The organism is Pseudomonas putida, assembly GCF_050989985.1.
Lineage (GTDB): Bacteria > Pseudomonadota > Gammaproteobacteria > Pseudomonadales > Pseudomonadaceae > Aquipseudomonas > Aquipseudomonas putida_AI.
This window is the reverse complement of the sequence record NZ_CP158815.1, coordinates 5091181-5108671: the sequence shown is the minus strand read 5'-3', so window position 1 is coordinate 5108671 and position 17491 is coordinate 5091181. Positions and strand designations below refer to the sequence as shown.

The following is a 17491-nucleotide window of genomic DNA, read 5'->3' as shown; positions in this document are numbered from 1 at the left end:
GCGAGCAGGCTCGCTCCTACAGTGGGGGATACGCCTGCGCCCCGGGACGTGCAATATTGGCAAAACGAAATGCATCCCCTGCATGTCGTTCTCCGATAGACCGTTCCCTGATGGTGCCTGGCAATGAAAAATCTGGATCTGAACCTGCTTCGGGTATTCGACGCGGTCATGCGCGAGCGCAATGTGCTCCGCGCAGGGGACGCGATCAGCCTCAGTCCGTCGGCCGTCAGTCATGCCCTTTCGCGGCTGCGCGCGCTGCTCAAGGATGAATTGTTCGTGCGCACGGCCATCGGCATGGAGCCCACTGTACGAGCGCTGGAAATGGCGCCCATGGTGCGCGATGCACTGGTGATGATCGAGCGTGCGTTCGGGCATGAACAATTCGAGCCTGCCATCACCGATCGGCAATTCTGCATCGCGGCGACGGACTACCTCTCATCGGTGGTGCTGCCCCATGTCCTGCGCGAGGTTTCCATCCAGGCGCCCCATGCGAGTGTCACCGTGCTGCCCGCCTGCCGGCCCGACTTGACCACGCAAATCGATGTCGGACGCGTGGACATCGCACTCGGGTCCTTCGCCAGCGTCCCCAATCGATTGCGGGAACAGGTGCTGTTCGAGGCGCGGGACGTGCTGGTGATCGCACCGGATCATCCCCTGGCCGGCAGCGAAATCAGCCTCGAGGCGCTTTGCCGTTTACGCTTGCTGGTCGTCTCCACCGGCACCACAGACGATGGCCTGCTGTCCGAGCGAGGGCTGTCGCGACGTGCCGAAATGTTCGAGCGTGCGGTGCTGAAGGCGGCGTTCAATTCGATCGGCCGATTGCCGGATATCAAGGTGGTCCAGCCGCATTTCCTGGCGATTCCCAGCTTGTTGGCAGGCACCGAAATGGCCGCGATCGTACCGGCCACTCTGGCAAGGATTTTCCACAAGGCAGGCACGGCAGTTTTCTCGGAACTGCCCTGGCCCTCGGCGGCGCGTCCGGCGCATATGGTCTGGCATGAGCGCCATAGCCATGATCCCGGGCACCAATGGCTACGCCAGCTTCTGGCAGAGGCCGCGCACCAAGTGGCGCAGATGGATGCTGGCTGAATGCACCGCGTGCATTTTCATTTGATGAAAATTGCACTTCATCCAGGCCGATCAGCCCGGTAGCGTAATGATTGCCTATCGCGGAGACAGACCTTCATGGCAATCAACCACAGCCTCGACATCAGCATTCCCGACAGCCGATTGGCCCGTGAGGTGACGCAGTTGATTCGCGACACCGAAAGCGAGCTGCTGTTTGCCCACTCCACCCGGGTCTATTTCTGGGGCGCCCTGATCGGGCGGCAGAAGGGCCTGGCCTTCGATCCGGAGCTGCTGTACGCAGCGTCGATGTTCCATGACATCGGCCTGACATCGATCTACCAGAAGAGCCAGCTGCGTTTCGAGGTGGACGGTGCGAATGCCGCCCGGGATTTCCTGCGCGGCCATGGTATTGGCGAGGCAGAGGTGGAAAAGGTTTGGAACGCCATTGCCCTGCACACAACGCCAGGCATTGCGGAACACATGCACCCGGAGATTGCCCTGGTGCAGGCCGGCGCGGGCATGGATGTAGCCGGACGTGGTTTCGAACAGTTCAGCGACGAGCAACGCCAGGCGGTGATCGGCGCCTATCCGCGAGAGCCGGATTTCGCCCACCAGATGATCGACGCGTTTTATCACGGGATGAAACACCGGCCCGGCAGCACCTTCGGCACCTTCAACGATGATTTCCTTGCGTTCAAGGATCCGGGCTTTGAGCGCACCAATCTGTGCAGCATCATTTTGTGCTCGCATTGGGAGCGGCACTGACCTCGAACTACATCGGCTCCGGCGGCCCGATCAGCCTTCCCATCACCCCGAACACCCCCAGCTCCCTGATGGTTTCCAGCTCGCCCTGGGTCTCGACCATCTCTGCAATCAGCGGCAAGTCGATGCTGTTGGTCGCCCTGAAGATCGCCTCGATGAACAGCCGCTTATCCCGCTGTTCATCGATATGGCGGATGTAGGCACCATCGATTTTCAGGTAAGCCAGGCCGAGTTGGGTGAGGTTGCCGATTTGGCTGAAGCTGCCGCCGAAATGCTGCAGGCCGAGACGGTAGCCGGTGTCGAGCAGACTGTGGCTCAGCCGATGCAATTCGTCGGGGGGCGGCAGTTGGCGTTCGTCGATTTCCAGGGTCAACAATGGCGCCAGTTCCGGCAATGAATCGAGCATGTCGAGGATCAATTGCAGCTGCGCCTGGTCGCGCAAGGTCGTACCGGACAGGCTCAGCGCCAGGGGCCAGCGGTTGACGGCCAGGTAGTCGAGGGTCGCTTCGAGCATGGCCAGGTCGAAGCGAGCGGACCAGCCGAGACGTTCGATCCACGGCAGGAACTGCCCGGCGGCAATCGCCTGGCCCTGCGGATCGAGCAGGCGGGCGAGGACTTTGTGATGCAGCATTTCACTGGTGTCGGCGCATTGCACCACCGGCTGGAAATACAGCTGCAATTTGCCCTGGTTCAGGGCGTCGTCGATCCAGGTGCGCCAATCCTGTTGGCTGTGATGCGGTGCGTGCTCGCCGTGGCTCAGTTGCACCCAAGGGCGCTCGCCCTGTTGTCGGGCCTGGGCCAGCGCCTGATCCAGGCGCATCAGTACATCGCTGGTCGATTCGCCCGGGTGGTAGGCAACGATGCCCACGTGCGCAACGGGCAGGCAGTCACTGGCGCCGGTCAGGCGCAGATTTTCCAGGGTGGTACTCACTTCGGCGGCCAGGCGTGCCGCATCTTCGGCGTTCAGGCCCGGCGTCAGCAGACTGAATTCGCCCCCGCGGTTGCGCGCCGCCAGCCAGGTGCGTCGATCCGGCAGCCCGGTCAGACGCTTGAGCAATTCGCCGACCGCGCTGATCAGCGCATCGGTTCGCTGGCCGCCAAGGCGCTGGTTGAGTCCGGTCAGGTCATTGAGCCGCAGCATCAGCAGATGACCGTCGCCATGGTGCTCGGCGACCAGCAGGTGGTCCGCCAGTTGTTCATCCAGCAAGCGTCGATTGGCCAGCCCGGTCAGGCTGTCCTGATAGGACTCGTTGCGCAATTGCTCGCTGCGTGCGGCTTCTTCGCTGAACAACGCCTTGAGTTTCTCGACCATCTGATTCATCGCCAGCACCACGCGTTTCAACTCCGGCGTGCGCGGCAGTTTCGGCAGACTCAGGAATTCACGTTTGCTGATGGCTTCAGCCTGTTTGACCAGAGTGTCGAGAGGGCGCAGTTGGCGGCGCAACAGCCAGCCACCGAAGACGGCACTCAGCAGGCCGCACAGCAGCAGCCAGATCAGACTGCCAAGGGTGCTGTCCCAGAGCTTGGCCAGGGCAAATTGCGGATTGCTCAGCACTTCGACCCGTGCCGCCTGTTCCCAGCCACGCATGATCAGCGCATCGCCACCTTGGTGCCGCAGGTCGACCAGCCGGACAAACCAGCCCGGGACGCCTTCGATCCTTGACGAAGCATTGCGCTCCACCAACACCCGTTGATCCTGGTTGTCGATGATGCGAATGCTGCTGAAGTAGCCACTGTCAAAAATGGAGCTGACCATCAACTCCATCATGGCCGGATCATCGATCTGCGCGGTCAGCGACAGGCCCAGTGCGGTCGCCGCATCCTGGGCATGGGAGCGCAACTGGCCGAGCGTCTGTTCGCGAGAGCTTTCCAGGCTGACAAAAAAACTGCCGCTGAACGCCACCACCAGGAATAGGCAGATGGCGAGAAACAACTGATTGCGCAGTTTCATGACACGCTCCTTGCCTGGGCCTTCAGCCGTCGCCGACGGCGAAGCCTTCGGCCTGCATTTTTTTCAGTACGTCTTGCCAGCGCGACAGTTTTTTCGAGTCGCTGCTGCGTTTGCCGCCATTGGCGCCCGGCAGGTAAAGGCCCTCGGCATTGAAGGCATAGACCGGCAGCAGATCCTTGCGTTGCGAGGCGGGGCGGATGTCGCTGATCAGGTTGTCCAGCACCAGCGGGTCGGCGGTAGGGCTGCTGTAGAAGGTCAACACCATGTGCGCCTGATTCTGGGTCAGCGCCTTGACGTAAGTAATGCGCAGTTTTTCGCTGGGAATCCCCAGCTCGCGCAGGCTGAAATATTTCGCCAGGGCGTAGTCTTCGCAATCGGCGGCACCCTTGACCAGCGCCTCGACAGGTGTGGCCCAGTAATCGGTCTGATGCCAGATCCGCGTGTCGTCCTGAAAATTCAGCTGCTGATTGAAGAAGCGATTGACCGCATTCAACTGCTCGCGCTCGGGGGCATCGCGTTCACCCTGCAGCATCTGGCCCCAGGCCTCGATCCGCCCCCGGGCCGGGCCGAGGTTGCCATAGCGCTTTTCGGCGGTTTGCAGGATCTGCGCAAAATTCCAGTCGGCCCAGACACTGCCCAGACCCGCCAGCAGAAATCCAGCCAGCAACAGCCATCCGCCGAACCGAAGCCGGGGCGCTGACCATCCTGGACTACGCGGACTACGGAGCATGTCTGGCTGCTCGGATGCAGAGTTGTGAAGTCTAGGTGGTGTTTTGACGGGGGTAGGGCAGGTCGTCGGCGAACAGCACTCGTTTGTTGGCTATTACCGCTCCACCTGTAGGAGCGAGCCTGCTCGCGATGGGCGTGAACGATAACGCACCCTGTCTGAATGATCGCTTTGCAGGAGGTTTTTCGCGAGCAGGCTCGCTCCCACAAGGGGCAGGCATCAGGATTTATGCAGGGTTTTCTGTTTGAGGATGTAAAGGGTCACCAACACCGCACTGGTCAGCATGAACCCGCGCGCCCACGGCATTGGCACCAGATAGCAGGAGAACAGGATGCTCGCCCACATCAGGCCGATGGCGTAGACCTTGCCCTTGAGCGGGATGCCGTTGCCGTCCAGGTAATCGCGAATCCACGGCCCGAGTCGTGGGTGGTCCACCAGCCATTGATAGAAACGCGGCGAGCTACGGGCGAAACAGGCGGCCGCCAGCAGCAGGAATGGGGTGGTGGGCAGTACCGGCAGGAAAATCCCGATCACCCCCAGCACTACGCTCAGCCAGCCGATGGCCAGCAGCACGTAGCGCAACATCAGGGGGCGGTTGCCTATGGGGTTGTCCATAGGCGGGACCTTAGTGGTGACGAGGCTTGAGGATCGCCGGTTTTTCGTCTGGTGCGTTGCACAGCAGGTACAGCGCAGTCAGGGCTTCCGGGATCTGCACGATCATGTCGTCCATCAGGTTGGCGTCGGCGGCAATGTCGGAGAACTCCGGTTGCTCGTCGAACAGGCCCGAACCGACCATGATCGGCAGGAGCATTTCACTGACTTCGTCTTCAGCGGTCTCGAACCAGGCTTCCTCGCGCAGGAACACGCCTTCCATGAAGCCGATGCACCAGCCGCGCAATTCGGAATCGTCCGGATCGTCGCCCAGGTCGAGATCGCACGGCAGCTCGAACTCTTCGTCGGAAGCCAGTTGGCGCGCGATATGGGCCTTGAGGCCGATCAGCGTGGCTTCGATCTCCTCGCGCTGGGCTTCGCCGCTGTAATGCGGCTCTTCGGCGAACAGCGCGTCGATCCATTCGCGATCGGGAACGGTTTCGGAACAGATCGACAGGGCAGTGAGGTAGCCGTGGGCGGCCACGTAGTCCAGAGCCTCGTCATGCAGTTCATCGGCGTCGAGGAAGACTTGCAGGCGGGTTAGTTGCTCAGCGAAGGACATTAAAGGACTACCTTGGGGAATGTGCGATGCGGGAATTCTAGGCCTTCTTGAGCGCCGGGGCCAGCCGCGCGGCATATTTGCGCCTTATTGTCTGTGGGAGCGAGCCTGCTCGCGAAAGCGGCGGTTCAGTAAACATTGACGTTGAATGTGGCGCCGCCATCGCGAGCAGGCTCGCTCCCACAGGTTTTCACCCCCGTTGGTCTTCGAGTGTCTTCTCAGCGGCACCCTTTGCAGGGGAGGGCTCGGGTATACTCGCGCGTTTTGTGATGCCCTGCTGGCGTCACGGCTGGAATGTGAAGCGTCATGCAATGCGCACTTACGATTTGACGGTGCAGCATTGCGGGTCCTGAACCAGCCTTGCAGGGATGTTTCGGTGATTTTTGGAGTTTCTATGCTCGAACAGGCTCAACGCGTCCTCAAGGACATCTTCGGCTACGACAGTTTCCGTGGCCGCCAGGGTGCAATCATTGAGCGCGTGGCCAGTGGCGGCGATGCCCTGGTTCTGATGCCTACCGGTGGCGGCAAGTCCCTTTGCTTCCAGGTGCCGGCGCTGTTGCGCGAGGGCTTGGCGGTGGTGGTTTCGCCGCTGATCGCCTTGATGGACGATCAGGTCGCCACCCTCGAAGAGCTGGGCGTGGCCGCTGCCGCGTTGAACTCCACTCTCAGTGCCGAGCAGCAACGCGATCTGGCGGCCCGCATCCGCCGCGGCGAAGTGAAAATGCTCTACCTCGCCCCGGAACGCCTGGTCCAGCCACGGATGATGGCTTTCCTCCAAGGCCTGGACATTGCCCTGTTCGCCATTGATGAAGCGCATTGCGTATCGCAGTGGGGCCACGATTTCCGCCCGGAGTACCTGCAACTGGGCCAGCTGGCGGAAATGTTCCCGGATGTGCCGCGCATTGCCCTGACCGCCACCGCCGACAAGCGTACCCGGGAAGAAATCGTCACCCGCCTGCACCTGCAGAACGCCGAGCGCTTCCTGTCGAGCTTCGACCGGCCGAACATTTTTTACCGCATCGTTCCCAAGGAGCAGCCACGCAAGCAGTTGCTGGCGTTTCTTGCCGAGCGGCGCGGCGACGCCGGCATCGTCTATTGCCTGTCGCGTAAGAAAGTCGAGGAAGTCGCGGCATTTCTCACCGAGCAGGGTTTCCCGGCGCTGCCATACCACGCCGGCCTGCCTAACGATCTGCGCGCCTACCACCAGAAGCGCTTCCTTAATGAGGAAGGCCTGATCATGGTGGCTACCGTGGCGTTCGGCATGGGCATCGACAAGCCCAACGTGCGCTTCGTCGCGCACCTGGACCTGCCCAAATCCCTTGAAGCCTATTACCAGGAAACCGGGCGCGGCGGGCGTGACGGACTGCCGGCGGATGCCTGGATGGCCTACGGCCTGCAAGACCTGGTGATGCTCAAGCAGATGCTGCAGAACTCCGAAGGCGATGAGCGCCACAAGCGTCTGGAGCAGCACAAGCTCGACGCCATGCTCTCGCTGTGCGAAGAGACTCGCTGTCGTCGTCAGGCGCTGCTGGCCTATTTCGATGAGGAGATGCCCGAGCCCTGTGGCCACTGCGACAATTGCACCGATGGTGTCCAGACCTGGGATGCCACAGAACCTGCGCGTCAGGCCTTGTCGGCAATTTTCCGTACCGGCCAGCGCTACGGCGTCGGTCATCTGGTGGATGTATTGCTGGGCAAGGATAACGAGAAGGTGCGCAGTTTCGGTCATCAGCACCTGTCGGTATATGGCGTCGGCAAGGCTCTGGGCGAGAGCGAATGGCGCTCGCTGTTCCGCCAGTTGGTGGCGCGCGGCCTGGCGGACGTTGATCACGAAGGCTACGGCGGATTGCGTCTGAGCGACAGTTGCCGGCCGCTGCTCAAGGGCGAAGTCACCCTGGAGCTGCGCCGCGATCTCAAGGCACAAACCACCACAAAAACCAGCAAGAGCCAGGCAAGCCAGCTGGTGCGGGGCGAAGAGCGCGAACAGTGGGAAGCCCTGCGTGCCTTGCGTCGCAAGCTTGCCGAAGAGCATGGCGTGCCACCGTACGTCATCTTCCCGGATTCGACCTTGCTGGAAATGCTGCGCAGCCAGCCGACCTCGCTGGCGGAAATGGCCCGGGTCAGCGGTGTCGGCGCACGCAAACTGGAACGCTATGGCGAGGCCTTCCTCGAAGTCCTCGGTGGCCAGGCTGAAGCGCCGAAACCCGTGGCCGACTTGCGCCACGAACTGATCACCCTGGCACGGGCCGGCATGACACCGCTGCAGATCGCTGGTCAGTTGCAATGCTCGGAAAAGAACGTCTACACGATGTTGGCCGAGGCCATTGGCAAGCAGCAATTGTCGCTGGAGCAGGCGCTGGATCTGCCGGAAGACTTGATGGGTGAAGTTCAGGATGCGTTCCTGGACGGTGAGGGCGAGTTACCCTCGGTGTCGGAGATTTCCGAACTCTTTGCCGGTCGAGTGCCGGAAGGGGTGTTGTACTGCGTCCGAGCCGCCCTTCAGTCTGAATTTGAGATTTAACCTGCTGTTTTTTAACGCCGAATCGCTGATGTAACGATTCAGTACAGAACAGGCCTTGCCACTGCTTCAGGCTCATGCTTAGCTGACTAATAATTAGTAATTCTTTATTTCAGCTAACCATGAGTGTTTTATGCCGTTAACCGATCAACACCGATTTGGCATGCAATTGGCCCAGATGTCCCGCGGCTGGCGTGCCGAGCTGGACCGTCGCCTGGCGGGCCTTGGTTTGTCCCAGGCTCGCTGGCTGGTACTGCTGCATCTGGCGCGATTCGATGAAGCCCCCACCCAACGTGAACTGGCGCAAAGTGTCGGCGTCGAAGGCCCGACTCTGGCCCGGCTGCTCGACAGCCTGGAAGGCCAGGGCCTGGTGCAACGGCAATCGGTTGTTGAGGACCGTCGCGCGAAGAAGATCGTCCTGTGCACCCCGGCCCGTCCGCTGATCGATCAAATCGAAACCATTGCCAATCAATTACGTCACGAACTGTTCGACGGCGTCGATGAGGCAGACCTGAAAACCTGCATGCGGGTCCACGCGCACATTCTGGCCAACCTGGAAAAATCCTGAGGCAGTACCCGTCGTCAGTTTTTTGAGTTAGCGCATTGAGCAGACTATAAGAACTACTAGGCAATATCGTGTTCGTACTGGATATGCGAACACGCGGAAGCTGGTTCTTGTTATCTAAGGGATGCTCATGCTCGAAAGTCGGCGGGTCGTTGTACGGTGCTGTGTCAGGTGGATGCTGGCCGGTATCGCTGTCTGTTGGTCGGCATTGGCGCCAGCGCTGGGCCTGGGTGAAATCACCCTGCATTCGGCGCTGAATCAGCCATTGCGTGCCGACATTGCCCTGGTGGATGTCGGTGGCCTTGAGGAAGGCGAGCTGTCGGTCAGCCTGGCCACGGCGGACGAATTCAATCGTGCGGGCGTGGAGCGGGTGTTCTTCCTCAACGACCTGAAGTTCACACCTGTGCTGCGGGGCAACCGCAACTGGATTCAGGTCACGTCCAGTAAACCGGTCAATGAACCGTTCTTGAATTTCCTGGTGCAGCTCAATCAGCCCAACGGCCGATTGCTGCGCGAATACACGGTGCTTATCGACCCGCCGGGTACTCCGGGCATTGTGCCGGCCACTGATGAGCCGGTGCCCAGTCATTCCGATTCCGCCTTTCCCAAGGTCCAGCCCACTGTCGCGACGACGCCTGCGCCCAAGCAGTCGCTGCCAAAACCTGCCGCTGCCCCTGCGCCGGATCCGCTTGCCGAGCAACTGGCTGCAAGCGTCCTGCAGAACCAGCAATTGCAGGCGACCATCGATCAACTCAACCTGAAGGTTCAGGCGCAGGACGAACAGATCGCCGTTGAAAGGAAACAGGCGGCCGAACTGCAAGCCCGGCTGGCAGAGTTGGAAATCAAGCAAGCACCGACGGAGCCCGCTGCGCCTGTTGCCGTAGCGCCGGCGCCGGTGGTGGTCGAAGAGTCCGGCACGGATTGGCTGTTGATCGGCGGCTTGTTGCTTCTGGTAGCGCTGGGGTTGCTGGCCGTGTGGGTTCGTCGACGCAGCCAGGCCCAAGCGGCGTTCGGGGCGGCAGCAAGTCAGCCACCGCGCCCTGAACCGCTGCTCAGTCCCGCCGCAGAACCCCTGGGGCAGGCGCCTGTGCTGCAGTCGACACACGCGCACCCGGAAGAGACACCTGCCAGCGATGTGCTGGAAGCGGTTGCGGTCTACCTGACATACGGTCGCTTTGCCGAAGCCATCAGCCTGTTGCGAGAGGCTATCGACAAGGACCCGCAACGCACTGACCTTGCCGTGCAATTGCTGGAAGTTCTCGGCAAACAGGGCGACCGGGCGGCTTATGACACTCAGGAAGCCAGCCTGCGCAATGCGGGGTTTGATGGGCAAGCGCTTCAGGAGATCCGCTCCCGCCATCCGAAAGTCGAGTCTGTTGCCCCGGCTGCTGTTGCGATGCCCGTGGTTGCGCCCATCACTACGCCTCCGGAACCTGCACCCGTGGATGAGTACCAGTTGAATCTGGATGATTTGTCGATGGATACCCAGTGGGATTTGGGGCCGATGGACGAGTCACCAGTGACTGGTCTGCGTTCGAGCGAGCCTGTGCTGCCCGAGCCGGAGATCGAATGGGAAGTCGAACCCGCCTCGCGATCCCTGGATGACAGCTTTCTCGACGAGTTCAGCGAAGGTCCATCGCTGGCGCTTGAGCCGTTGAGCCTGGAGCCGACCGAACCCAGCAGTGCGGGCAAACTGGAACAGGCTCAGACCTGCATCGATGACGGCGATCTGGATAGCGCCATCAAACTGCTCAACGAGTTGCTCAAGGAAGCCGATGAGCCGATGAAACAGACCGCCCGGAGCTTGCTGGCCGGAATACGGTAACCTTTGGTATTGAGAATGATCTCTCTGCCTCAGGAAGGCCCACAACTCATGACCGTTCAAAAACCGGAAATCGTCATTACCTATTGCACGCAGTGCCAGTGGCTGCTGCGTGCGGCCTGGCTGGCCCAGGAGCTGCTCAGTACCTTTGGCGACGACCTTGGCAAAGTGTCGCTGGTGCCGGGTACTGGCGGCGTCTTCCACATTTTCTGCGACGACGTGCAGATCTGGGAGCGCAAGGCCGACGGTGGTTTCCCCGAGGCCAAGGTGCTCAAGCAGCGGGTGCGCGACCGGATCGACCCGGACCGCGACCTGGGTCATAACGACCGGACTCAGTGAGAGGCGGCTTCGGCGGCGACGGCTTTCTTGCTTGAACTCCCGGAAAGCCGACTGGACACCACAATCGCAACGATGATCAACGCTCCGCCGAGCAGCATGCGCGGGGTCGGGTTTTCATCGAACAGCAGCCAGGCCACGGTGATGCCATACACCGGCTCCAGGGCGAAAACCACGGCGGCGGTCCGCGCCTTGATCACCGCCAGGCTGGCGACGAACAGGCTGTGGGCGACGCCGGTGCAGAAAACCCCGAGCAGGGCGATCCACAACCAGTCCATGGCGCGTACTTCGCTCAATTGCGGTGCTGCCACCGGCAGCAGGCACAAGGCGACCACCACGTTCTGACACAGCGCAGCCTGCACCGGCGCAATGCGAGCGGAGCTGGCGCGGTTGGCCAGCGACAACAGGGAAAACAGCAAACCGGATGCCACCGCCCAGAGCAGGCCGGTCGTGGCGCCGCTGGCCAGATCGAAATCCGGTGTCACCAGCACCAATCCGATGCTCACCAAAGTCACCAGGAGGATTTCATTGGCGCGGATTCGCTCGCGGAAAATCAGGCCTTCGAGAATCACGGTAAAGGCCGGGAAACTGGCAAAGCCCAGGGTGGCGATGGCGACGCCTGCGACCTTCACCGCAATGAAGAAGCTCACCCAGTGGCCGGCCAGCAGCAAGCCGCTGAGCAGTAGTCGGCGCCAGTCCACCGCTTCGAGTTTTTGCCAGCGGGTATTGCTGGCAAACCGGGCAAAGACGGCCAAGGCCAGCACCGCGAATGCCGCCCGGCCAAAGACGATGATGGCCGGTGACGCGGCCGCGAGTTTGCCGAATACGCCAGTCAGGCCGAACATCAATGCGCCGATATGCAGCGCGCCCAGGGCGGTACGGGGAGTCATGGCAATCCTTAACTCAACAAGCAAACGAAAAGGTAGGAGCTGCTGAAGGCTGCGATCTTTTGATTTTGGAAAAAGCAAAGTCAAAAGATCGCAGCCTTCGGCAGCTCCTACACATTGGAGCGCATTTCAGCCAATCGTGTCTGTCGTCAGGCTATTGTCTTTTGTCGCCAGCCTCGCGCCGCAACGCGCCGGGTGAGGCGCCGAACTCGCGCAGCACGGCAGCGCAAAAGGCACTCTGGGAGCTGTAACCGACCCGGACGGCGATTTCACCAATGGGCAGCGCAGTATCGCGCAGCATGCCCACGGCCTTGTGCAGGCGCCGGCTGCGGATGTAATCCATCGGTGTCTGGCCGCATTCGGCGACAAATCGCGCATGCAGGCGAGCGTTGGAAAGGCCTGCCACACGGGCCAGGTCGGCGACTTGCAGCGGGTAGGCGGCGTATTGGTCGATGTGCGCATTCAGCGCGGCATAGGGCAGGCGCCGGCCGGCAACGCTATCGGGCCTGGCGTTGTTGAGGCTGGCCAGCAACAGCACCGCGCCTTGCTGTGCAATGAGCGGGTCGGCGACCTCGCTGTTGGCCAACCAGTTGACCAATTGGCTCTGCCCGGCATCCAGCGACAAACGACCGGCGCTATCGAGCAAGCGACGACTGGCTTCGGCGTGATCGCCCATGGACTGGCCAAGCCATTGGTCGTCGGGCACATCCAGCACCAGGCAACGGCTGCCATTGGCACTGCCGCAGGCATGGTGAAAACCCGAAGGGATCACCACGAAACTCTGCTGAACCACCTGGCTGCCACGCCCGTCGACCTCGAAATCCAGTGCACCCGACAGGCCGAACACCAATTGCGCGTGTTCGTGGCTGTGAACGATCAGGTCGTGGTTGTACTGGCGCAGCGTGAGGATCGGTCTCATCACGGATCTCATGGCAGGTTTGATGAGTGAGCTCGCAGTCTACACCGGCAGGGCCGGCGTGCGCTGTCACAGGACTGACTTGCGCTTGTCATGGGCGATTAATCCGATGGGCGCAAGCTTGCCAAAACCTGTCCTGAGGGCTGCCCATGACCAGCGCCGAGCTCGCCAAACCCACCCGTAAGCAACGTGTACGGACCCTGTGGATTTCCGACGTGCACCTGGGCACGCGCGATTGCCAGGCCGAGCACTTGTCGCAGTTTCTCAAGGCTTATCACGCGGACAAAATCTACCTGGTCGGCGACATCATCGACGGCTGGAAAATGCGTGGTGGCATGTACTGGCCGCAGGCGCACACCAACGTGATTCGGCGTCTGTTGACCATGAGCAAGCGCGGCACCGAGGTGATCTACGTCACCGGCAACCACGACGAGTTCCTGCGCCGCTATTCCAAACTGATTCTGGGCAACATCCAGTTGGTGGACGAAGCGGTGCACGTGACCGCCGATGGCCGGCACCTGCTGGTGATCCACGGCGACCAGTTCGACGTGATTACCCGTTATCACCGCTGGCTGGCGTTTCTCGGCGACTCGGCCTACGAATTCACCCTGACCCTCAACCGCTGGCTCAACCATTGGCGTGCCCGTTATGGCTACGGCTACTGGTCGCTGTCGGCCTACCTCAAGCACAAGGTGAAAACCGCAGTCAGCTTCATCAGCGACTTTGAAGAAGCCATCGCCCATGAGTGCGTCAAGCGCGAGCTGCATGGCGTAGTGTGCGGGCACATCCACCATGCCGAGATTCGCAAGGTCGGCGGGGTGGACTACCTCAATTGTGGTGATTGGGTGGAGTCGTGCACGGCGCTGATCGAGCATTGGGATGGCACGATCGAGTTGTATCGGTTGGCGGATGCTCAGGCGCGGGAGGCGGAGTTGAAGGCGGCCAAGGTGGCGGAGCTGGCTTAGAAATCACGGTGTTTGCGCGGGCCGCTTCGCGAGCAGGCACGCTCCCACAATGTTTCGCGGCGGTCTAAAGTTCACCGCAAAACCCCTGTGGGAGCGAGCCTGCTCGCGATGGACCGCGAAGCGGTCCCGCTGGATCCGTCAGGCGGGCGAATGCTCTTCCATCGCCGCCTTATAGATCGAGTTCTTCGGCTGCGCAAACAGCCGTTCCATCATCGGCTCAAAGAAGCTCAAGGGCAGCGTGTCATACGCAGGATCAAATGCCGCCGCATCGTATTTGGCACAGAACTCGATGGTCGCCTGATACTGCGGATGGTCCTTGAATTGCTCGCGCAGGTGCCGGTCCATCCCCAGGTGATGGAAGAAGTAATAGCCCTGGAAAATCCCGTGCTTCTCCACCATCCACAGATTCTCGGCGCTGACGAACGGCTTGAGGATCGCGGCGGCGATGTCCGGGTGGTTGTAGGAACCCAGGGTGTCGCCGATGTCATGGAGCAGGGCGCAGATCACATATTCTTCATCGCGGCCGTCGCGCCAGGCACGGGTCGCGGTTTGCAGTGAGTGGGTCAGGCGATCCACCGGAAAACCGCCAAAATCACCTTCCAGCAGCTTCAGGTGTGCCGCGATCCGGGACGGCAATTGTCGGGCGTAGGCACTGAAGTCCGCGGCGATGATCGCCCAGTCTTCCTGAGTGCCGTCTTTCATATGGGTAAAACGAGCATTGGCATTCATCGGCAATCCTCTGTGATCTAGAACGGCACGCGTCCCAGGACCATGTCCCGATACATGACGAAGTCACCGAGCAGGCTGTAGAAGGGGTGCTGGAATGTCGCGGGACGATTCTTTTCGAAGAAGAAGTGCCCGACCCATGCAAAGCTGTAGCCGGCCACCGGCAGCAGCCACAACAGCATCCAGGCGCCTCGGCCGATGGTCAGGGCCAGGATGAAAATCACCAGCGTGGTGCCGATGAAGTGCAACCTGCGGCAGTTACTGTTGGCATGTTCGCTGAGGTAATACGGGTAAAACTCAGCGAAGCTGTTGAATCGTCTGATGTTTTCCACGACTGCGATCTCTGTGGTTATTGTTCTGACTGCAAGTTGTTCTGCGGGTAGCTTATTTAAGTCTAGAGTGAACAGTGGTGCGAGCCAGTGACAATCGGCGCCACTTTAGTATCCTTCGGAAATTGGCCGCGCTTGCGGCTCATCATGCAAGAACCCGACATGAGCGAACGAACGACATCTGCAAGCTGGGCGATGGGGATTGTCAAAGCACTGGAAATGGACGGCCTGGATTGCCGGGTTCTGTTCAAACAGCTGGGGCTCGACTACGCGGCACTGGACGATCCGGATGCCCGCTTCCCGCAAGATTCCATGACACGACTGTGGCAGCGCGCGGTCGAGCTGTCCGGCAACCCGGCGATCGGCCTGAACATGGGCAAGGTGGTGCGACCGGCGCAGTTTCACGTAACCGGCTACGCCCTGATGTCCAGCCAGACCCTGGCCGAAGGCTTCCGGAGACTGGTGCGATACCAGCGCATCATTGCCGAAAGTGCCGACCTGAGCTTTCGCCTGCTGGACGAGGGCTACGCACTGATTCTCACGGTGCACGGCGATCACTTGCCACCGACCCGCCAAAGCGCCGAGGCCTCGCTGGCCTGTGCCCTGGCGCTGTGCGGCTGGCTGACCGGACGCACGCTGCACCCCCGCAAGGTGCTGGTGCAGGGCGACCAACCAGCCGATCTTGAACCCTACAAACAGGCCTTCCATGCGCCACTGGTGTTCAACGCGCCTTACGATGCGCTGATCTTCGAACGCGCGGACATGGAGGCACCGCTGCCCACGGCCAACGAGGCCATGGCGCTGTTGCATGACCGTTTTGCCGGTGAATACCTGGCGCGTTTTTCCGAGAGCCGGGTCACCCACAAGGCTCGACAGGTGCTATGCCGTTTGTTGCCCCAGGGCGAACCCAAGCGCGATGCCGTGGCGCAGACGCTGCACCTGTCGCAACGCACCTTGCAGCGACGCCTGCAGGAAGAGGGTACGAGCTTCCAGACACTGCTCGACGACACCCGCCGCGAACTGGCCGAGCAATATCTGGCGCAACCGACCATGACCTTGCTGGAAATTGCATACCTGCTGGGTTTTGCCGATCCGAGCAACTTCTTCCGCGCTTTCCGCCGCTGGTTCGACACCACGCCCGGCGAGTACCGGGCGCGGCTGATGCAGGTACCTGAATCGGCTAATGACGCCAGAACGCCGGAATACACAGCACAAACACCGTAATGATCTCCAGTCGGCCCAACAGCATGCCGAACGAGAGAATCCACTTCGCCGCATCCGGCAGCGAGGCGAAATTGCCCGCCGGGCCAATGGTTTCTCCCAGGCCCGGGCCGACACCGGACACGGTGCTGGCCGCGCCGGTGAGGGCAGTCATCCAGTCCACACCCAGTAGCGACAACAGCAGCGCGATCACGCAGATGGTGATCGCGAAGAAGAAGGAAAAAGTCAGAATCGAGCGCACGATCTCTTCATCGAGACGGTGACCGTTGTATTTCTGCTTGATCACCGCGCGCGGGTGGATCAGTTGATTAAGGTTGGCCTTAAGCAGGATGTAGGCCACCTGAAAGCGGAAAATCTTGATCCCGCCGGCGGTCGAACCGGAACAGCCACCCACGAAGCCCAGATAGAAGAACAGCATCAGCGAGAAGTTACCCCACAGGCTGTAGTCCCCCAGCGCGAAACCGGTGGTCGTCACCACCGAGGTCACGTTCAGCGCCACATGCCGCAGCGCATCCAGCCAATGCAGCTGGGTGGTCCACCAGTACCAAGTGCCGAGCACCAGCCAGGTCACCAGCAACATGCCGAGCAGGCCTTGAACCTGCTCATCCTTGATCAGCGCCTTGCGATTGCCGCGCAACGTGGTCACGTAGAGGGTGAACGGCAGGCTGCCGAGAATCATGATGACGATCGCTACCCAGTGCACCGCCGGTTGTGTCCACTTGGCCAGGGACTGGTCCGAGGTGGAAAAACCGCCGGTGGAAATCGCCGACATCGCATGGTTGATCGCATCGAACGGACTCATCCCGGCCAGCCAGAAGGCCAGGCTGCCGAGAATGGTGATGCCGACGTAGGCCGCGACGATCAGGCGCGCCACCATGTGGGAGCGGGGCATGACTTTTTCGGAACGGTCCGACGATTCGGTCTGGAACAGCCGCATGCCACCGATACGCAGCAGCGGCAGGATCGCGACCGCCATGCCGATGAACCCGATGCCGCCGATCCAGTGCAGCAACGAGCGCCACATCAGGATGCCGGGGGACATGTCGTCGAGGTGATTGAGCACCGTCGATCCCGTGGCGGTGATGCCGGACATGCTTTCGAAGAAGGAGTCGGTGTAGCTGATGTGCTGGGTCAACAGAAACGGCAGCGCGGCGAAGATACACACCACCAGCCAACTGCTGACCGTCAGCAGGTACATGTCCCGCGGCCGCAGGTGTACATGCTCGGGACGGCCCGGAATGACCAGGGCCAGGCCACCGACAAAAGTGATCATGCTGGCCCAGAGGAACGACGGCAGGTCGCCCGTACGATCGAAGATCACCAGCGTGGCCATGGGTACGACCATGGCGATGGCCAGGGTTATCAGGAAGATGCCGATGATGAAACCAATGAGACGTAAGGTCGGCAACGCCATGAAATCCGCTCGGCTGTGAAAGGTAAGGGCGCCATTCTACCTGCGGGGCAGGGCATGTAAACCGGCACTCCAGC

The 17491-nt window shown here is 61.1% G+C and carries 17 protein-coding genes; 8 read left to right on the top strand and 9 right to left on the bottom strand.

Annotated elements, in window-relative coordinates; genetic code table 11:
• The first annotated feature begins 123 nt into the window (after positions 1-123).
• Positions 124-1089 carry a LysR family transcriptional regulator gene (locus ABTV29_RS23385; protein WP_433767008.1) on the top strand — a complete coding sequence of 322 codons (966 nt, stop codon included), beginning with the start codon at positions 124-126 and terminating at the stop codon, positions 1087-1089.
• 96 nt (positions 1090-1185) lie between these two features.
• On the top strand, positions 1186-1833 hold the full coding sequence (locus ABTV29_RS23380; RefSeq protein WP_433767007.1) for an HD domain-containing protein: 648 nt from the start codon (positions 1186-1188) through the stop codon (positions 1831-1833).
• A 7-nt stretch (positions 1834-1840) separates the two neighbouring features.
• Here ABTV29_RS23380 and lapD read toward each other — a convergent pair whose 3' ends face one another.
• The 4 genes from lapD to ABTV29_RS23360 all read right to left on the bottom strand — a co-directional run bounded on the left by lapD (position 1841) and on the right by ABTV29_RS23360 (position 5721).
• Positions 1841-3781 (bottom strand): cyclic di-GMP receptor LapD, encoded by a 1941-nt coding sequence (lapD, locus tag ABTV29_RS23375; protein WP_433767006.1) that lies wholly within the window; start codon positions 3779-3781, stop codon positions 1841-1843.
• Between the two features lie 22 nt (positions 3782-3803).
• Complete coding sequence (lapG, locus tag ABTV29_RS23370; RefSeq protein ID WP_433767005.1) at positions 3804-4511, bottom strand: cysteine protease LapG; 708 nt, start codon at positions 4509-4511, stop codon at positions 3804-3806.
• Between the two features lie 216 nt (positions 4512-4727).
• A complete protein-coding gene (locus tag ABTV29_RS23365; RefSeq protein WP_433767004.1) occupies positions 4728-5123 on the bottom strand; it encodes a YbaN family protein in 396 nt (131 codons plus the stop codon).
• A 10-nt stretch (positions 5124-5133) separates the two neighbouring features.
• Positions 5134-5721 (bottom strand): YecA family protein, encoded by a 588-nt coding sequence (locus ABTV29_RS23360; protein WP_046816855.1) that lies wholly within the window; start codon positions 5719-5721, stop codon positions 5134-5136.
• A 391-nt stretch (positions 5722-6112) separates the two neighbouring features.
• Between ABTV29_RS23360 and recQ the strand changes: the two genes are divergently transcribed.
• The 4 genes from recQ (at position 6113) to ABTV29_RS23340 (ending at position 10962) form a co-directional block, all read left to right on the top strand.
• On the top strand, positions 6113-8239 hold the full coding sequence (recQ, locus tag ABTV29_RS23355) for a DNA helicase RecQ (protein ID WP_433767003.1): 2127 nt from the start codon (positions 6113-6115) through the stop codon (positions 8237-8239).
• A gap of 130 nt (positions 8240-8369) precedes the next feature.
• Positions 8370-8804, top strand: a complete 435-nt coding sequence (locus ABTV29_RS23350; protein ID WP_433767002.1) for a MarR family transcriptional regulator — start codon at positions 8370-8372, stop codon at positions 8802-8804.
• 127 nt (positions 8805-8931) lie between these two features.
• On the top strand, positions 8932-10626 hold the full coding sequence (locus ABTV29_RS23345; protein ID WP_433767001.1) for a FimV/HubP family polar landmark protein: 1695 nt from the start codon (positions 8932-8934) through the stop codon (positions 10624-10626).
• Positions 10627-10674: 48 nt separating this feature from the next.
• Positions 10675-10962 (top strand): SelT/SelW/SelH family protein, encoded by a 288-nt coding sequence (locus tag ABTV29_RS23340; protein WP_433767000.1) that lies wholly within the window; start codon positions 10675-10677, stop codon positions 10960-10962.
• On the opposite strand, the gene ABTV29_RS23335 is transcribed toward ABTV29_RS23340, so the two are convergent.
• Together ABTV29_RS23335 and ABTV29_RS23330 are read right to left on the bottom strand one after the other, a co-directional pair.
• A complete protein-coding gene (locus tag ABTV29_RS23335; protein WP_433766999.1) occupies positions 10956-11849 on the bottom strand; it encodes a DMT family transporter in 894 nt (297 codons plus the stop codon). The two genes, ABTV29_RS23340 and ABTV29_RS23335, sit on opposite strands and share 7 nt — an antisense overlap.
• A gap of 151 nt (positions 11850-12000) precedes the next feature.
• Positions 12001-12765, bottom strand: coding sequence for an AraC family transcriptional regulator (locus tag ABTV29_RS23330; protein ID WP_433766998.1), 765 nt, complete (start codon positions 12763-12765; stop codon positions 12001-12003).
• Positions 12766-12911: 146 nt separating this feature from the next.
• Between ABTV29_RS23330 and ABTV29_RS23325 the strand changes: the two genes are divergently transcribed.
• Positions 12912-13727, top strand: a complete 816-nt coding sequence (locus ABTV29_RS23325; protein ID WP_433766997.1) for a UDP-2,3-diacylglucosamine diphosphatase — start codon at positions 12912-12914, stop codon at positions 13725-13727.
• Between the two features lie 138 nt (positions 13728-13865).
• On the opposite strand, the gene ABTV29_RS23320 is transcribed toward ABTV29_RS23325, so the two are convergent.
• On the bottom strand, positions 13866-14456 hold the full coding sequence (locus ABTV29_RS23320; RefSeq protein WP_433766996.1) for an HD domain-containing protein: 591 nt from the start codon (positions 14454-14456) through the stop codon (positions 13866-13868).
• 17 nt (positions 14457-14473) lie between these two features.
• Positions 14474-14785, bottom strand: coding sequence for an Mpo1-like protein (locus tag ABTV29_RS23315; protein WP_433766995.1), 312 nt, complete (start codon positions 14783-14785; stop codon positions 14474-14476).
• 159 nt (positions 14786-14944) lie between these two features.
• Between ABTV29_RS23315 and ABTV29_RS23310 the strand changes: the two genes are divergently transcribed.
• Positions 14945-16006 (top strand): AraC family transcriptional regulator, encoded by a 1062-nt coding sequence (locus ABTV29_RS23310; protein WP_433766994.1) that lies wholly within the window; start codon positions 14945-14947, stop codon positions 16004-16006.
• Here the strand turns inward: ABTV29_RS23310 and ABTV29_RS23305 are convergent.
• Positions 15963-17417 (bottom strand): TrkH family potassium uptake protein, encoded by a 1455-nt coding sequence (locus ABTV29_RS23305; RefSeq protein ID WP_433766993.1) that lies wholly within the window; start codon positions 17415-17417, stop codon positions 15963-15965. The two genes, ABTV29_RS23310 and ABTV29_RS23305, sit on opposite strands and share 44 nt — an antisense overlap.
• Positions 17418-17491: the final 74 nt, after the last annotated feature.

What these genes read in the sequence shown, in the direction of transcription:
- ABTV29_RS23335 (WP_433766999.1), bottom strand. Translation starts at nt 11,849, where the DNA reads ATGACTCCCCGTACCGCCCTGGGCGCGCTGCATATCGGCGCATTGATG.
- ABTV29_RS23325 (WP_433766997.1), top strand. Translation starts at nt 12,912, where the DNA reads ATGACCAGCGCCGAGCTCGCCAAACCCACCCGTAAGCAACGTGTACGG.
- ABTV29_RS23340 (WP_433767000.1), top strand. Translation starts at nt 10,675, where the DNA reads ATGACCGTTCAAAAACCGGAAATCGTCATTACCTATTGCACGCAGTGC.
- ABTV29_RS23380 (WP_433767007.1), top strand. Translation starts at nt 1,186, where the DNA reads ATGGCAATCAACCACAGCCTCGACATCAGCATTCCCGACAGCCGATTG.
- recQ (WP_433767003.1), top strand. Translation starts at nt 6,113, where the DNA reads ATGCTCGAACAGGCTCAACGCGTCCTCAAGGACATCTTCGGCTACGAC.
- ABTV29_RS23385 (WP_433767008.1), top strand. Translation starts at nt 124, where the DNA reads ATGAAAAATCTGGATCTGAACCTGCTTCGGGTATTCGACGCGGTCATG.
- ABTV29_RS23310 (WP_433766994.1), top strand. Translation starts at nt 14,945, where the DNA reads ATGAGCGAACGAACGACATCTGCAAGCTGGGCGATGGGGATTGTCAAA.
- ABTV29_RS23320 (WP_433766996.1), bottom strand. Translation starts at nt 14,456, where the DNA reads ATGAATGCCAATGCTCGTTTTACCCATATGAAAGACGGCACTCAGGAA.
- ABTV29_RS23350 (WP_433767002.1), top strand. Translation starts at nt 8,370, where the DNA reads ATGCCGTTAACCGATCAACACCGATTTGGCATGCAATTGGCCCAGATG.
- ABTV29_RS23305 (WP_433766993.1), bottom strand. Translation starts at nt 17,417, where the DNA reads ATGGCGTTGCCGACCTTACGTCTCATTGGTTTCATCATCGGCATCTTC.
- ABTV29_RS23365 (WP_433767004.1), bottom strand. Translation starts at nt 5,123, where the DNA reads ATGGACAACCCCATAGGCAACCGCCCCCTGATGTTGCGCTACGTGCTG.
- lapD (WP_433767006.1), bottom strand. Translation starts at nt 3,781, where the DNA reads ATGAAACTGCGCAATCAGTTGTTTCTCGCCATCTGCCTATTCCTGGTG.
- ABTV29_RS23360 (WP_046816855.1), bottom strand. Translation starts at nt 5,721, where the DNA reads ATGTCCTTCGCTGAGCAACTAACCCGCCTGCAAGTCTTCCTCGACGCC.
- lapG (WP_433767005.1), bottom strand. Translation starts at nt 4,511, where the DNA reads ATGCTCCGTAGTCCGCGTAGTCCAGGATGGTCAGCGCCCCGGCTTCGG.
- ABTV29_RS23345 (WP_433767001.1), top strand. Translation starts at nt 8,932, where the DNA reads ATGCTCGAAAGTCGGCGGGTCGTTGTACGGTGCTGTGTCAGGTGGATG.
- ABTV29_RS23330 (WP_433766998.1), bottom strand. Translation starts at nt 12,765, where the DNA reads ATGAGACCGATCCTCACGCTGCGCCAGTACAACCACGACCTGATCGTT.